This is a genomic window from Rhizobium sp. CC1099 (assembly GCF_029714385.1).
Lineage (GTDB): Bacteria > Pseudomonadota > Alphaproteobacteria > Rhizobiales > Rhizobiaceae > Rhizobium.
On record NZ_CP121641.1, the window covers coordinates 454988 to 471097 of the forward strand.

The 16110-nt window shown below is 60.8% G+C and carries 13 protein-coding genes and 1 pseudogene; 5 read left to right on the forward strand and 9 right to left on the reverse strand.

Annotated elements, in window-relative coordinates:
- Positions 1–82: 82 nt before the first annotated feature.
- Together QA644_RS02260 and QA644_RS02265 are read left to right on the forward strand one after the other, a co-directional pair.
- A complete protein-coding gene (locus tag QA644_RS02260; protein WP_283070890.1) occupies positions 83–1303 on the forward strand; it encodes a helix-turn-helix domain-containing protein in 1221 nt (406 codons plus the stop codon).
- A gap of 47 nt (positions 1304–1350) precedes the next feature.
- Positions 1351–1980, forward strand: coding sequence for a PQQ-binding-like beta-propeller repeat protein (locus tag QA644_RS02265; RefSeq protein ID WP_283070891.1), 630 nt, complete (start codon positions 1351–1353; stop codon positions 1978–1980).
- 124 nt (positions 1981–2104) lie between these two features.
- Here QA644_RS02265 and QA644_RS02270 read toward each other — a convergent pair whose 3' ends face one another.
- A complete protein-coding gene (locus QA644_RS02270) occupies positions 2105–3292 on the reverse strand; it encodes a transposase (RefSeq protein WP_283070893.1) in 1188 nt (395 codons plus the stop codon).
- Between the two features lie 122 nt (positions 3293–3414).
- Between QA644_RS02270 and tnpA the strand changes: the two genes are divergently transcribed.
- Positions 3415–3843: an IS200/IS605 family transposase gene (gene tnpA, locus QA644_RS02275; RefSeq protein WP_283072432.1), complete on the forward strand. Its 429-nt coding sequence runs from the start codon at positions 3415–3417 to the stop codon at positions 3841–3843.
- A gap of 297 nt (positions 3844–4140) precedes the next feature.
- Here tnpA and QA644_RS02280 read toward each other — a convergent pair whose 3' ends face one another.
- The 5 genes and pseudogenes from QA644_RS02280 to QA644_RS02300 all read right to left on the reverse strand — a co-directional run bounded on the left by QA644_RS02280 (position 4141) and on the right by QA644_RS02300 (position 9953).
- Complete coding sequence (locus tag QA644_RS02280) at positions 4141–5187, reverse strand: adenylate/guanylate cyclase domain-containing protein (protein ID WP_283070895.1); 1047 nt, start codon at positions 5185–5187, stop codon at positions 4141–4143.
- Complete coding sequence (locus QA644_RS02285; RefSeq protein WP_074066754.1) at positions 5184–5561, reverse strand: response regulator; 378 nt, start codon at positions 5559–5561, stop codon at positions 5184–5186. Before QA644_RS02285 ends, QA644_RS02280 begins: the two co-directional genes overlap by 4 nt.
- Entirely contained in the window at positions 5554–7074 is a 1521-nt protein-coding gene (locus QA644_RS02290; protein ID WP_283072433.1) for a response regulator, read from the reverse strand. The genes QA644_RS02285 and QA644_RS02290 overlap by 8 nt, the downstream gene beginning before the upstream one ends.
- Positions 7075–7077: 3 nt before the next feature.
- Positions 7078–8772: pseudogene (locus QA644_RS02295) on the reverse strand (PAS-domain containing protein); the annotation flags it as partial.
- Positions 8773–8858: 86 nt separating this feature from the next.
- Positions 8859–9953 carry a branched-chain amino acid ABC transporter substrate-binding protein gene (locus QA644_RS02300; RefSeq protein WP_283070898.1) on the reverse strand — a complete coding sequence of 365 codons (1095 nt, stop codon included), beginning with the start codon at positions 9951–9953 and terminating at the stop codon, positions 8859–8861.
- A gap of 568 nt (positions 9954–10521) precedes the next feature.
- On the opposite strand from QA644_RS02300, the gene QA644_RS02305 reads away from it, so the two are divergent.
- Together QA644_RS02305 and QA644_RS02310 are read left to right on the forward strand one after the other, a co-directional pair.
- On the forward strand, positions 10522–11916 hold the full coding sequence (locus tag QA644_RS02305) for a selenium-binding family protein (protein ID WP_283070900.1): 1395 nt from the start codon (positions 10522–10524) through the stop codon (positions 11914–11916).
- A 29-nt stretch (positions 11917–11945) separates the two neighbouring features.
- Entirely contained in the window at positions 11946–12575 is a 630-nt protein-coding gene (locus tag QA644_RS02310) for a hypothetical protein (RefSeq protein WP_194729036.1), read from the forward strand.
- A 227-nt stretch (positions 12576–12802) separates the two neighbouring features.
- On the opposite strand, the gene QA644_RS02315 is transcribed toward QA644_RS02310, so the two are convergent.
- From QA644_RS02315 to QA644_RS02325, 3 genes are all read right to left on the reverse strand, one after another.
- Positions 12803–13195: a response regulator gene (locus QA644_RS02315; protein WP_283070902.1), complete on the reverse strand. Its 393-nt coding sequence runs from the start codon at positions 13193–13195 to the stop codon at positions 12803–12805.
- 102 nt (positions 13196–13297) lie between these two features.
- On the reverse strand, positions 13298–13942 hold the full coding sequence (locus QA644_RS02320; protein WP_283072434.1) for a response regulator transcription factor: 645 nt from the start codon (positions 13940–13942) through the stop codon (positions 13298–13300).
- Complete coding sequence (locus tag QA644_RS02325) at positions 13939–15717, reverse strand: HAMP domain-containing sensor histidine kinase (RefSeq protein WP_283072435.1); 1779 nt, start codon at positions 15715–15717, stop codon at positions 13939–13941. The genes QA644_RS02320 and QA644_RS02325 overlap by 4 nt, the downstream gene beginning before the upstream one ends.
- Between the last annotated feature and the right edge of the window lie 393 nt (positions 15718–16110).

Below are 16110 nucleotides of genomic sequence, written 5' to 3' on the forward strand. Positions count from 1 at the left end.
GGTGCGGCGTGTTGCTTGCTGGTCGTGAATAGACTAGGGCCGGATATCGAATGGTGGGAGTTACAAGTGTGACGGGATTCCGATGGACTCGCTGATCACTGCCGCGGCACGCGCCCTCGCCGCAGGCGATCCCCTTAGCGCATTGAAGCGGGTCGCCCTGCGCGACGACGCGCCAGCACTTGCGCTCAGGGGTATTGCGATGGCGCAGCTCGGCGATCTCGTCCGGGCCACGGCTCTCCTCAAGAGTGCGGCGCGTGCGTTCGGCCGCAAGGAGGAGGTGGCGCGCGCAAGGTGTGTCGTCGCCGAGGCCGAGATCGCACTCGTCTCGCGCGATCTCACCTGGCCCGCGAAGGCGCTCGACGCAGCGCGGGCGACCCTCGAAGCCCACGGCGACCGCATCAATGCCGCGCATGCACGAAATGTGGAGGTCCGGCGCCTGCTCCTGATCGGCCGCCTTGACGAGGCCGAGCGTATGCTGGCTACGCTCGACCAAGCACCGCTTCCGCCCGCGTCCAGGGCCGCCCATGAGTTGGTTGTTGCGGGGATCGCCATTCGGCGTCTCCAGACGAAAGCGGCGCGCGAGGCTCTCACGCGGGCCAGACACGCCGCGAGCGAGGCAGACATCCCTGCGCTCACGGCGGAGGTAGAACGAACATCCCTCCTCCTGATAACGCCCGCAGCGCGCCTGATTGCGCGTGGTGAGGAACGCCCGCTCCTGCTCGAGGAGATCGAAGCGCTCCCGGCGTCCGGTGCGCTTGTTGTGGACGCGTGCCGGAATATCGTGCGGGACGAGCGGCTGGCCGTCCCGCTCGCGACGCGCCCGGTATTGTTCGCGCTTGCCCGTGCGCTGGGCGAAGCCTGGCCTGGAGACGTGCCGAGGGGCACGCTCATCGCACGCGCATTCCGGGGAAAACATGCCGATGAATCCCATCGCGCGCGGCTTCGGGTCGAGATCGGGCGGCTGCGCGCGGAAATCCGGACGCTTGCAGATGTGAAGGCGACGAAGCGAGGCTTTGCGTTGGCGCCGCGCCGGGATTGCGAGATCGCTGTGCTGGTGCCGCCTGTCGAAGAGCAGCATCCGGCGGTGCTCGCCTTTCTCGCCGACGGCGAGTCATGGTCGAGCTCAGCACTTGCGATCGCGCTCGGAGCCAGCCCGCGCACGGTACAGCGGGCGCTCGAGCAGCTTGCCGCAGCAGGCAAGGTGCAGTCTTATGGTCGCGGGCGGGCGCGTCGCTGGATGACCCCGCCCGTGCCGGGATTTCCGACAATATTGTTACTCCCCGGTCCGCTGCCGGGTGATTAAGGTCGGTGCCTGAGCTGAGTTGAAAACCTGAACGACAGGGTGGAATCATGAAAAGATCCGCAGCCGAAATTCTCCGTGAATATGGACCTTTTCCGGGTGCCGAGCAGGTGCACGGCGTCACCTTCGACGGCCGGCACGTCTGGTTTGCGTCCGGAGACAAACTGAACGCCCTCGACCCCGCGAGCGGAGAGACAGTGCGCTCTATTGATGTTGCCGCGCACGCAGGGACCGCCTTCGACGGCGAGCACCTGTTTCAGATTGCCGAGGACCGCATCCAGAAGATCGACCCGAAGACCGGCCGTGTGCTCGCCACGATCCCGGCGCCCGGCGGCGGCGACTCTGGCCTTGCCTGGGCCGAGGGCACGCTCTGGGTGGGGCAATACCGGGACCGCAAGATCCATCAGATTGATCCCGAGACAGGAGCGATTCTCCGCACCATCGAGTCCAGCCGCTTCGTCACGGGGGTCACCTGGGTCGACGGCGAACTCTGGCACGCCACCTGGGAAGGTGACGAGAGCGAGGTCAGGCAAATCGACCCTGAAACGGGAGAGGTCCTGGAAGTGCTCGCTATGCCGGCCGCTGTGGGCGTCTCCGGGCTCGAATCCGATGGCGGCGATCGGCTCTTCTGCGGCGGCGGGAGCAGCGGTAAAGTGCGGGCCATCCGCCGGCCGAGGTGAGACGCGCCGCGGTGCCGGGGACATATGCTGACTAACCCGACGAGTGATCGAACCGACCTCACGGACGACAAACATATCGCGTCAAAAACGCGACCCGAAACACCCAGAAACACAAGGATTTAAGTTAACATCTTCCCCCGCTTGAAAGCGGGGGATTTCCGAGGGGGCGCGAAGCTCCGCCGATCGTTATCGCTTCAACGGAGAGCGGCTGCCCTTCCTCCACGATCATAGACGCCGTGTTCCGACGCAGGATGTTGATTGCAGCATTGTGGTCGGCATGGGCGCGCAAGCCGCATTGGCAACAGCGGAAAGACGCTTGGCTTTCGCGGCTTTCCCTGTCCACGGCGGCGCAGGCCGAACAGGTCTGCGAGGTGTGGCGGGGATCGACCTTGCACAGGTATCCGCCCCGTTCTTCGAGCTTGTCGGCCAACACGGTTTCAAAGCCGTGCCAGCCTTGTTCGAGGATCGCCCGGTTCAGGCCGGCCTTCTGGCAGACGTTGGTTGCGGGCGCGTCCACGGTTCCCCTGGCGCTGCGCGTCATGTTGCGCGTGGCGAGGTCTTCCAGCACGACCGTTGCGAAGCGACGGGCGATATCAAGACTGGCCTTGTGCCGCCAATCCTGCCGGATGCGGGCAGCACGGGCCTGCAAGGCTGCAACGCGGCGGCGGGCCTTGGCGTGACGACTCGACCCGCGCTTGCGCCGCGCCAGAACGCGCTGGGCCCGGCGCTTCCTGCGCTCGATCTCCGCAAGGCCGGCAGGCATCCACCAATGCTCCCCGGTCGAAAGCGTCAGCGTGTTCGCCACGCCCCGGTCGATCCCCACGGCGGGCAAATCGTTTTGCGGGACGGCATGGTCGATTTCGCAGGCGAAGGCGATGTGCCAGCCGTTCGCCGCCAGGCTCACCGTCACATTCATGGTCTTGCCACGCAGGCGCCGCGTGTCGCGGAACTTCACCCAGCCGATCTTGGGAAGACGCGCGGCGGACCACTTGCCGTTCAGGCGCTTGACCTCGATCTCCCGCTGAAAGCGGAAGGCGCCGTTCACGCCCTTCTTGCGGCGCGAGGGATATCCTGCGCGCCCGGCCAAGAAGTTGGCATACGCCTTATCCAGATCGCGCAGGGCCTGCTGCTGGGGCGTCACATGCACGGCGGCAATCCAGTCGAACGCGGCCCGCAGTGCGGTCAATTCCCGCGCCTGGGCGATGTCGTTCAAGCGGTTCCCGGTCTGCCGCCGGTAATGCCGCCACCAGTCCCTGCGCTGCTCCAGCGCCAGATTATAGACCAGCCGCACAACACCCGCGAACTGCCGCAACAGGACTTCTTGTTCGGCGGTCGGAGCGAGCTTGTGCGGAAAGCGCGGTGGATCATGTTACGATTCTATCAATTGCTCCAAGGAGCGCAACCGTGGATCGCACCGGCAGGCATGTCGTCTACATGCTCCATGGTCATTTGGTCTTTGTCACGAAATACCGCCATGACGTTCTGTCAGAACCGGCAATCCGCCACCTGCGGCGCATCTTCGCCAAGCTGTGTCGCGACTTCGAGGCCGGATTGATCGAATGCGACGGCGAGGACGATCATGTTCACCTGCGGGTGCATTACCCTCCGAAGATCGCCCTGTCGAAGCTGGTCAACAGCCTCAAAGGCGTATCCAGCCGACGTCTGCGCGAGAGCCGCCCGGAAATCACCGGGCGCTACCACAAGGGCGTTTTGTGGTCGCCGTCCTCCTTTGTGGCAAGCTGTGGCGGCGCACCGCTCTCGGTGATCGCCGAATATGTCAAATCCCAGCGCGAAGTGGCCCAAGGCCGCTCTCGCGTTCCTCCCCGGCCTGAACGCCGGGGTATCCCGCGAGGTTCACGATGATTTAGCGAGAACTGGCTTGGAATCTGGATTCTCACATGATTTCAAATGCTTAAGCTAGAGGTGCTCGCAATTGGTCTGTTTTTCCGATCGTGAGCGACCGTGGATGCCACCTTGCACCTTGGCTTTGGGTCACAGTCACCAGCTACGCAAAACGGCACTCATCTTCGCTTCCGGGGCCCTAATCCGGACCTTCAGCGGTTTTATATCTGCCGCGAAAGCAGCATGCCTTTGCCGTTGCTCAGGAACGTTTCAGCCTGGGCAAGACGAGCTGCATGGCGAAGGGTTGTTCCGGTCCCCTCAACGAAGTTCCTGGCATTCGATCAGTTCAATCCGACCCTTGCCCTTGATTTCTACGAAGCCCAGTGAGCGCCCGCGACCCCGCTCGCGTATGCGATGCCACGTGACCCCGCTGGTCGCTACGGTCCCAGGGTTAGCATGGGCTGCGATCCGGGAGGCCATATTTACCGTGTCGCCCCACAGGTCGAACACGTATTGCCGTTGTCCGATGATTCCCGCCACAACCGGACCGAATTGAACGCCGACTCGCACTTCCCATTTGGGCTCGATGCGGCGTGATGCCGTCACCATGTCGAGCCCGCATTGCAAGCTGGCAAAAACCGGATCTGGCATGCGATCAAACAGGCCGGCCGTAGCCATAAAAGCGTCGCCGATAGTCTTGATCTTCTCCATTCCATGCTGACGGACGATTCGTTCATATTCGCCGATCAGCGCCTGAAGATCCTCCACGACTTTCTCCGGCGGATTCTCATCGCAATAGGCTGTGAAGCCAACGATATCACAGAATAGCACCGCGACTTCATTGTATCGGCGGGGCCGGACCTCATTGGTCGCTTTGAGCTCGCGCACCGCGCCGGCGGGTAGGATGGCGTACAGAAGCTCGTCGGCTCGGCGCTTTTCGTTTTCGATTTGCTGCGTATATACCGCCTCTTGGTCGCGCAGCCTCTTCTTTTCCAGGCACGCGGCCACGCGGGCACGCAGCAGAACCGCGTTGAACGGTTTTGCCAGATAATCCTCGGCGCCGAGGCTGATGCAGCGCGCCACATTGTCGATCTCATCGACCGCCGATATCATGACAACCGGAATGTTGCGCAGCGTTGTGTCGGCTTTCAGGTGCTCGAGCACCTGGTAGCCGTCCATTTCCGGCATCGTAATGTCGAGCAGCACCAGGTCGAACGGTCTCGTTACCAGCATTTCGAGGGCCTCCCGTCCATTGCTGGCGCATGCAACATTCCGGTAGCCTTCTCGCTTCAACCGCTCGGTCAGCGTAAAGCGATTGTCCTCGTTATCATCGACGACAAGCAGGGCAGGTCCAACCTCACTCATGGCATCGACTCCTTTGGGAGCAGGGCCTTGATCTTTCCAAGCAGGCGCGCGAAGTCGACGGGCTTGGTATCGAAGTCATCGCACCCGGCCGCCAGTGCTGCTTCGCGGTCGCCAGCCATCGCGTGCGACGAGAGTGCGATCACGGGAATACCCCGCGTCTCAGCCAATGCCTTGAGACGTCTTGTCGCCTCCCAGCCGTCGAGGACGGGAAGGCTTAAGTCCATCAGGATGAGCGCCGGGGCGTCCGATCGTGCACGCGCCACGCCTTGATCGCCATTGGTGGCGACGACTACCTCGTAGCCTTTGCGTCTTAGCCGCGCGGACAGCATGTAGATGTTGTCCTCATTGTCCTCGACATAGAGGATCCTAACCATCACGGCGATCCTTGTCAGGTGAGCTTCGTTTGACAATGTATCGAGCAACCATCTTGCGCAATTCCTCCAGAAGCTCGTTGCGGCTGAAGGCGGTCTTGGCGAGCACGCGCTCGACGCCACCGTTCAAACGCCGGTGGTCTTCCTTGCCAAGGGTCGCCGCCGTTACAACCACGACCGGCATCGCCTTGAAGGCAGGCTGCTTTCGCAGTTCGACAAGGAACTCGAAGCCGTCCATTTCCGGCATGATGAGGTCGAGAATGATCAGGTCCGGAGGCGCGCGGATGAGCCGTTCCAGCGCGACCCGGCCATTCTCGGCCTCGTCCACATCGCAACCCTCGGTGCTCAATATGCGACGCCATTGCTGGCGCGTGTTCTCATCATCTTCGACGATCAGAACACGAAGCGCCGGGCTGGGCGCGCCCGACCAGAATTTGGCGATCAGTTTCCGGAGCGCGTCGCGGTCGATCGGCTTCATCAAGTAATCGGCGGCACCGAGTGCGTACCCTCGATTCCTCTTATCGGCCATGGTGAGCATCACCACGGGGATACTCGCGAGCTCAGGATCCGCCTTCAGTTCCTGCAGGACGCTCCAGCCGTCGCAACCCGGCATGAGCACGTCAAGGGTGATGAGCGCTGGCTTCACCTGCCGGGCCAGATTAAGGCCTTCGGCACCGTCCCTGGCCGTCACTACATCGCAACCCTCGCGGGCAAGAAAGCGGCGCATCTGGTCCCGCACCGCCTTATCGTCATCAACGACGAGGACCACGTTCGAGACGAGGCCAAGGTTATCGTCAGCGGCGACCCCGGTGCCAAGGGCCGGCTTTTCTTCCAGCGTGGGGCCTGCGTCGATTGCCGACGGCAGCCACACCGTGAACTTGGTACCGGCGCCGGGAGTGCTGTCCACAGTGATCTGGCCATCCATCGCGCGGCACAGGCGTTGGCTGATGGCAAGCCCTAGCCCAGTGCCGCCGTACTTGCGGGTGGTGGAACTGTCGGCCTGACTAAACTCCTGGAACAGGTTCGTCATCTGCTGCGGCGTCATACCGATGCCAGTGTCGGCGACGGTGAATATCACGCCACCGCCTCCATCATGCTTCGCGCAGGTCGCCCCAATCGTCACTTGGCCGTTCTCCGTGAACTTGCAGGCGTTACTCAACAGGTTGAGGAGGATCTGGCGCACCCGAAGCTGATCGGCGCGCATGCTGCCAATGTCATCCGGGCAGTGGATGATGATCCGGTTGTGGTTTTTCTGCGCAAGGGGCTGCGCGGTTGTGGCGGCATCTTGAACCATTCCTGCGATATCGAACTCCTCGATATGCAATTCCAGGCGGCCGGCCTCGATCTTTGACAGATCGAGGACCTCATTAATGAGCTTGAGCAGATGCTTGCCGGCGCGCGAGACCCGCTGAAGCGGTTCGATCAGTTCGTCCTGGCCGGCTTCGCTCGCATCTTCCTGCAGCATTTCGGTAATGCCCAGGATGGCGTTCAGCGGCGTGCGCAACTCGTGGCTCATGCTGGCAAGGAACTTGCTCTTGGCCTGGGTCGCCGCCATGGCCGCGTCGCGGGCAATCTCGAGCTCCGTTTCATGCCTCTTAAGCTTGCTGATATCGGTGTAGACCGCGACCGTGCCGCCGCCGGTAATGCGCCGCTCGTTTACCTGAACCCAGTGGTCATGGCTGCGATGTTGAACCAGCGTCTGCTTAGGGTTGCAGTGCGCCTCAAGCCGCGCGGCGAGCCATTCCTCCTCCCGACCTTTCGCATCCTCGACGAGGCCCTGTTCCACCGCCTTGCGGACAATCGTCTCAAACTGCGCACCCGGCACGACGGCATCGGCTATGCCGGGATAGAGGATTTCCCTATAGCGGCTGTTGCACAGAACAAGTCGGTCCTCAGCATCGTAAAGGGCGAAGCCCTCGGAGATGCTCTCGATTGCATCGACGAGTCGCTGGCGCGCTTCGGCGACCTCACGCAGGTTTTTTTCCTCGACCTCGACCGCAGTGTCACGGAACAACAGAAGCGCCTTGGCCATGCGGCCGATCTCGTCGCGGCCGGTGGCAGGCAGTGGTGCTCGAAGATTGCCGCCGGCGATGGCAAGCATGCTTTGGCTCAGCCCCGACAAGCGGGCAAGAAGATTGCGGTCGACATACAACCATACGATCAGAACCGAACTCAGGAGGCTCAGAACGGCTGAGCCAAGAACAACACCGGTACCGTATCGCTGGACGGTCGCAGCTTCACGACCAGCCTCGGTGATGTCACGGTTAGCCGCAGCAACCAGGCGATCCACGGCAAGGGTCAAATTACGCGAGAGCTGAGCGTTCTCGACCAATAGCTCCCCGCCGTTTGCGAGTAATGCGAGCTCATCCTCACGCGCTTGTGCAATGCTCTTCGGGCCGTCGATCAGCCCCTTGAACTCGTCAACGCGCTGGCGGAACCGCGTCCGCAGCTTCTCATCGATCTCCGATGTTACCGCCGCAAGCGACTCGACCGAGCGGCGCAGCGGAAACGACATCACCGCTAGGTCGCCGGGCGTCGGCGCAACGGCCGTTTTGAGCAGCGCTTCGTTGATCGCGGAAATCTCCCTTTGGGCCTTTTGTTGCGGGATGTAGGCGGAAATTGCCTGCGCAAGCTCTGTTGTTGCCGCCGCGCGTGCTTCGGGTGGTACGGCGGCATCCGCCACGGTTACACGCCACTGGGGGACCTTGGAGTTCATCACGAGGATGCCGGGTGCCACAAGACGCTCGCTTGCGATTGTCGTAGCCGACAAACGGCCCAGCAGTTCCTCTTTGCGTGCAACCACACCGAGGCGAGCGGCGACAAGATCGTTGAGAGCGTTGAGATTGCGCCTCAGGCCAATCACTGCGGCTTCGATCTCAGCCACCGCCGCCGTGCTTGCCGCGGTGCCTTTGAGCGCGGCGAGCAACTCTTCGAGGCGCGACATCTCCACGCCGATCGCAGTCGAGACCTCGTTGTGCTGAACCGTGCTGGTCGTAGCAAGTACGGCCGGCGTAGTGGCGGCGACCCGCTCAGCTTGGCGGGAGAGCTCGAGCGATGCAAGCGCCGACGGGACCCGTCGCTCCGTGATCCTCTCGACGACCTCGCCCACTTGCAGGAAGGCATACACGGCTGCAGCGGTTGCGAGCACCGCGAAGGTGCTGATACCAAAGAAAGCGAAGAGTAAGCGGCCACGTATGCCGAGACGTTCAAACATCGCGGCGACCCATCGATCCGGCTGATGTGGTCAACATGGCCCGCACAGCTTTTTCTCGAACGCGATCCGCAGTGATCAGCGTTGCGTTATTCCAATGGCACGTATTCGCCACCCTTCCAGATATACCATACCCAGCTCTGAACCGTGAGGTCGCCCTTGTCGTCAAAGTCGATACGGCCCAATACCGTATCAAACGAGTGGCCGCGCAATGAAGCAATCACCTTGCGCACCTCCAGCGAACCGGCTTCCTTGAGCGCCTGCGCCCAGGCCTGAACGGCGCCGTAGCTCAGCAGCGTATAGCCTGCGGGTTCGAAGTTTTCTGCACGGAACCGTTCCACCACCGGGGCCGCTTCGGGGGTCCGCCGGGCGTCCGCGGAGAACGTGAAGAGGGTTCCCTCAGCGGCTGGACCGGCGATCAGCGCAAATTCCTCGGTCGCCAGGGCATCGCCTGAGATGAACTGAACCGCGTAGCCTTGATCGTGTGCAGCGCGAACCATCAACGCCACTTCAGCATGATAACCGCCGACATATACCACGGCCACTTTTGCAGCCTTTAGTGCAGCAATTTCAACCGAATAGTCATTCTTCGCAGGACTGTACGCCTCGTAGATCGTGTCGATCACGCCCCGCTTGTTCAACTGCTTTTTGGTCTCATCGGCAAGGCCCCTGCCATAGGTGGTGCCATCATGAAGGATCGCAATTTTCTTGTTGCCCCAATGATCGGCCAGATAGTTGCCGGCGACGACGCCTTGCGCATCGTCGCGACCAATGACGCGAAACACGTTGGCACGGCCTTGCTCGGTCAGCAGCGGATTGGTCGAGCCCGGTGAAATCTGCAGAACTCCCGCCGCCTCATACACCTTTGATGCCGGGATCGAGGCGCCAGAGCAGTAGTGCCCGACGACGAGAACCACACCGTCAGCCACGAGTTTTTTGGCGACGGCCACCGCTTGCTCTGGATCGCAGAAGTCGTCGACCGCGATGAGCCGCACCCGCTGGCCCAGAACGCCGCCCGCCGCATTGATATCGGCCACGGCCATCTCTGCGCCACGCTGCCCCTGTTCGCCGATCCACGCGAGCCGTCCGGTCATCGCGGCTGAAACGCCGATCAGAACCTCAGCGTGCGCGGAATAACTGACCGCGGCTGCAAGCGCGAAAACTGCGACGGCGATTCGGTGCATGAAACAGCCTTCCGCCTTGATACCAATCTTGTGCACGAGAGCGGTACCGCAACTGCGCAGCGGGGCGCCTCTGTCATGATGTGGCACTCGCGACCCGCCGCGATCAGCAATCTGCTGTTCCAGCGGCGCCTAGTCGCCATGCCTCAAAATATACCATGCGGCGCTGAGGAGTGATATGGCCTTTGGTGTCGATGGCGTTGAGCAGGGCACGTTCATGGCGAGCACATGAGCGGCTCCGTCGCAAAGAGGGCCGGCAGCGGGGCTTGCCGAGCGGATTGCCGAAATTCGCGACGTCTGTCGTATGGTGGGCACTTGCATGAAGCGATGAAGTGGAAGCCGCGATGAGGGAGGCGGCGAAAAAGGGACTGCCAAAACCCGCCATTATCTGAGACAATTAGGCGGGGAGGATTACCTCTACAGCTCGCTCAGCCGCAGAGGGCGGTTTCGAATCTGTATCCCGTCGAAACATCCTTAGATCCTGCCCCGTCCGCAGCGATGAGTCGGCTGTCGGCAAGCATCTAGCGAACATCTTTCATTGTTCAGCAAACGCGAGCCAGGAGCACTTCACATGGTAACGTGGAAACCCGATCCAAGTTTTTATCCGTCACCGCGAATGGCCATGAAGGCTGCGCCGGAGACACTTGCCTATGTCGTCGCCTTCGATCCGACGCGAGCGGTTCCCGACGAGCTCACGGTCGTCGATGTCGATCCTCAATCAGCCTCCTATAGTCAGATCATCACATCGCTCGCGATGCCTAATGTCGGTGACGAGCTGCATCATTTCGGCTGGAACGCCTGTTCATCCTGCCTTTGCCCGAATGCGCCGCATCCGCATGCAGAGCGCCGCTATCTGGTGGTGCCCGGATTGAAATCCTCGCGTATCCATATCATCGACACCAAGCCCGATGGCCGCAGGCCATCGATCGTCAAGGTCATCGAACCCGGCGAAGTCGCCGACCGGGCCGGCTACTCCAGGCCTCATACCGTTCACTGCGGACCAGAAGGGATCTATGTCGCAGCACTTGGCAATGCCGAGGGTAAGGGACCGGGCGGCGTGTTCCTCATGGATCACGAGACATTCGAGGTGCGCGGCCAGTGGGAGATGGATCGCGGACCGCAACAGCTTTCCTATGACGTCTGGTGGCATCTGGGCCACGACACACTCGTCACCAGCGAGTGGGGCACGCCGGATACGTTCGAAAACGGCCTGATCCCGGAAATCCTGCTCGGCGCGAAATACGGCCGCCGTCTGCACTTCTGGGATCTGCATAAGCGCAAGCACCTGCAGACGATCGATTTTGGTGACAAGTATCAGCTCGTATTCGAACTTAGACCCGCGCATGACCCGACCAAGGCCTATGGTTTTGTCAACTGCGTTCTCAGTCTTGAGGACCTCTCCTCCTCGATATGGGTCTGGCACCGTGACGGCACCCAGTGGGCGGTGACAAAGGTGATCGACATTCCGGCGGAGCCCGCCGATCCAGACCTGTTGCCGCCGATGCTGAAGGGTTTCAATGCCGTGCCACCACTCGTCACCGACATCGACCTTTCGATGGATGACAGATTTCTCTACGTGTCCTGCTGGGGAACCGGCGACCTGCATCAGTACGATGTTTCCGATCCGTTCAAGCCGAAGCTGACAGGCAAGGTTCGGATCGGCGGCATCGTTTCGCGTGCTTCACATCCAGGATCGAAGAATGGCGCGCTGAATGGCGGCCCGCAGATGGTTGAGATCAGCCGCGATGGTCGCCGTGTCTATTTCACCAACTCTCTCTACGGTGCGATCGACGAGCAGTTCTATCCCGATGGTGTCTCTGGCTGGATGGTGAAGCTTGCCGCGGAGCCTGACGGCGGCATTGCATTCGACGAGAAATTCTTCGTCGAATGGCCAAAATCGCATCGCCCGCACCAGGTCCGCCTCCAGGGTGGGGATTGCTCGTCAGATTCATATTGTTATCCGTAAGAAGCGAAGGTTAGCCGAATGAGGCGCCTATGAACGAACTCTGGCCATGGATATTGCTGGCGGGACTAGGAGCCTTTCATGGTCTCAACCCGGCGATGGGATGGCTGTTTGCCGTGGCGCTTGGCGTTCACCGGCAGAGTTCTGCCGCCGTGGTTCAGGCAGTGCCCGCCATCGCCGTCGGACACGCCGTATCGATAGCACTGGTGGCTGGAGCCCTGGTCGCGGCCGGCCTCTTCGTGGACCAGGCTGCCGTGCGCACGGTTGCTGGAGCCGGCCTCATAGGCTGGGCTGTGTGGCATCATTTCGTCGGACACGGGCGTCGCGTTCGTATCGGCATGCGCACGGGGCTTGCCGGCCTGGCGTTCTGGTCGTTCCTGATGGCGACGGCCCATGGGGCCGGACTGATGATCCTGCCAGCGTTGATACCACTTTGTCTCGCGGATTCACCATTGCGCGAAATCGGTGGGGATGGGTCTGCCGCCATCGCGATCGCCGCGGTCGGCGTCCATACACTTGCGATGTTGGCGGTTACAAGCCTCGTTGCCCTGGCGGTCTATCGCTGGATCGGGCTCGAGATATTGCGCAGCGCCTGGCTCAACGTAGATCTCGTATGGACGCTGGTACTGCTTGGCACCGGTTCCGTGCTGCTGATCGTCTAGCGAAGACGAGAAAGTTCTTCGATCAGCTTCGCATCGCAAGCGGGACCAAGAGGCGAAGATAACTCTACGTCGTTGACATAATTATCTGTCGCGTGCCCTTCGACGCCACCTTCTCGAGCGCACGTGTTTGGACGAGAGGTCGGTTCACGACGTGGGAATAATCAGATAGCGAAATATGATTTACTTGAAAAAGCGTGATTGTCGAGGGAACCTGGATTCTTCCGCTGTCAGTCCGATGAAGATGGACCTTGTGATTCGAACGCGTCGTTGATGGCGTCGATCAGCAAGGCGGCCGGAAACGGCTTCCGTAGATAGGCGATGCAACCTGCTTGTGTCGCCTCAACTTTCAGGGTGTCGTCTTCGAGAGCAGTGATGAAGATCACCGGAACGCCGGAGCCAGACTCCTTCAATCGGCGTTGCAGCTCGATCCCCGACATGCCGCCCAGATCAACATCCAGAACAAGGCATTCCACATTGCTTCCCACATCGCGACCGAGAAACGATTCCGCCGACGTATACTCCTCCGCCAGAATTCCGTGGGCATTCAGCAGCCGCAGGACGCTTCTTCGCATACTTGCATCGTCCTCAACGATCGCCACCGTGCGGCGCAGGCTCTCCAACTTGTGCCTCTCTTTCGCTCGTGTGGAGGATGTTCGGCTCGTGCATATGACTGTAGGCCTTCCACGGTACGTCGGATATTGTCCTAAGGGGAAACGGCACGCTCATGAACGCTGCAGCGGTCTCGCGTCGGGATCGAGGAGGCCGGTTCTCTCGGCGATGGACACCGCTTCGGCCAACGAACGAACCCCAAGTTTTTCCATGATACTGTGCCGATGGGCCTTCACGGTCCTCTCGGAGGTGCCAAGGGCATAGGCGATTTGCTTGTTGAGGTGGCCGCGCACGATCAGGCCGAAGACCTCGGCTTCGCGAGGGGTCAACCCAGCCACCAGAACCTGAAGCGCGCGAATACGGTCGTGCTCTTCACGCCGCTTTTCGTATTTGACCAGCGCTCGTTGGATCACCTCCAACAGAATATTGCCGGACGCCGGCTTCTCCAGAAAATCTTCCGCGCCGGCCTTCATTGCACTGACGCTAGCCCTTATGTCGCCTTGGCCTGTGAGATACACGATCGGCAACAGGGGCGCTTTCTCCAAAAGGCGGTCCTGCAGTTCCCGACCGCTCAACCCAGGCAGTTGGAGGTCGAGGAGGACGCAACCAGGCTCGGTGGCGGGCAACTGCGCGAGAAACTGATCGCCTGATTCGTAGAGAGCCACGCGGAAACCTGACGCCGACAGCAGCCGTCCGACTGCTGTCCGGAAAGATTGGTCGTCATCGACGATGTGAACGACGGCTTCCAATTGATTTATCCGCTTCGGGCAAGAGGCAGCACAACACGAAAAACAGCTCCGCCCTCGGGGCGGTTGTCGGCCCAGATCTTGCCGCCATAGGTTTCGACTATCGCGCGCGCGATGGAAAGGCCGAGCCCTGTCCCGGTCGGCTTTGTAGTATAGAACGGCTCGAAAACACAGGCGAGCTGTTCGTCAGGGATACCGCGGCCCGTATCGGAAATCGACAGCTCGACCTGGGATTCCTTCGTCAGCGTTGTCTCAAGCACGAGCCTTCTTTCAGTCGCTACCATCTCCAGCATCGCGTCCATGGCGTTGGTCGCGAGGTTGAGAATAACCTGCTGGACATGGATCTTGTCGGCTCTGACCGGCAGCTCCCGTGCAGCCCGGTTGGAACTGACAACAACACCCTTCCGCTCGGCTTCGCCGCGGAGGATCAGTATGGCCCTGGTCGTCACTTCATTGAGGTCGAACTCCTGCCAGTCAATCTCGCTTCTTTTCTTAAGCAGGCCTCTCATCCGGGAAATGATATCGCCGGCGCGTTGATCGTCGTCTTGAATGTCTATCAGGATCTGCTCGATCAGCTTGAGATCGGGCCTCTCGGATCGAAGAATGATTGCAGCCGCTTCCGCGTTGCTGCGGATGGCACCCAGCGGCTGGTTGAGTTCGTGCGCGATCGAGGCGGACAGCGCGCCGGCTGTCGCGGACTGATTGAGATGAACCACTTCGAGGAGACGGCGGCGCGATTCGAACTCCGCCTTCCGGCGGCGGCGGCGTTCGATAAGCAGACCGGTGATGACGATCCCCTGTGTCGTGATGACGGCAAGTGCCGCAACCACGGCGAACCAGTATTGCTCCCAGAAGGTCGGTTCCCTGAACATCTGGACCGTGCCTGGAGGAAGTTTCTTCTCCGGCAGTCCCCAGCGCTGTAGTTGCCTCGCGTCTGCGATATAGGTCTGGGGAGACTCGACGTTGGAGATCGGCTTGCCGGCGAGAGCGTCGAGTGCCAGGTCCGCCACGGTCATGCCCAACGACTCGAACGTTACAACGTTGCCACCGACAACGCCGTAATCGATGTAGGTGGGATACGGACCGTATATCGGAGCGCTGGCAGTCCGCGATATTTGTCTGATCGCTTCACGCGGAATGAAATTGCGGCCGGCACTATCTTTGAAAATCGTCAGCGCGAGGACGATGCTGTCACGGGGAAACTCCGCGGCCCGCTTGGTGAATTCGTCGATCGTCAGGTCCTCCAGGTAGGTCGTTTCGTAGTCCTTGGAGAATGCCGCAAGGTCGGCCCGCGCCGTAGCGAGCCACCACCGATCGAATTCTGATGATCCTCCGATAATGAAGAGATAACGCGCCTCGGCCTGAAGTCCGCGCGCCATCTCCGCAGTCTTTAAGATGTCAAACTCGGTGAAGGCACCGATCACATCGCTGGGCAAGTCTATTTTTTCGGCGGTGGAGCTACTGAAGCCTGCGTGGATTATTTTTGCATTCTCTGCAAGCTGCTTGCGGTTTGCAACGATGAACCTTGCCGACTGCTCGCCGAGCGCAACGACCACATCAGGACGACGATCAGCATATTTGGCGGAAAGATATCGAGCCATACGATCAACGTGGGCGCTTTCCGGAAATCTCGAAAGGTCGAGAAATTCGGAGAAAAGATCGATCTTTCCTTGGGTGGCATCCAGCAGTCGCTTTCTCACGGCCTCTCCGGCGGCGGTCGTCGCTGCTATTCGTTCATCGTATGGGTAGAGAACTAGAACACGGGGAACCCGGCTCACGGTCTCCATGGGCACGGATGGCATCGAAGCGACCATTACGAGGAAAAAGCAACAGAGGGCCGCACACCGACCGAGCCGGTCCGATCGAAACGCCCACTTGCGCCCCAAGCCCATAGCCTTCCCCCAGAAAAAGCTAATCGACAAATAGCAGTTAAGCCAAGTCGCATCGACCTTGCAACCGCTTAAATATATTTCAAGAAGCTTATAAAAATCCATGGTTGCCCGAAGGTACAATATCGGCGCGGATTGCCGTTCGGTAAGGTGCGAGCCATGAGTGTGTCCTTGACCATCCACAACGGATGCTCAGGCTGGATGCCATTCCCGCTGAAGGGCGTCCACAAATTGAAATTGCTCCAGTTGTTTCGATTGAATTCAGAGTGAATACGCGACCGGCGGCGCTCG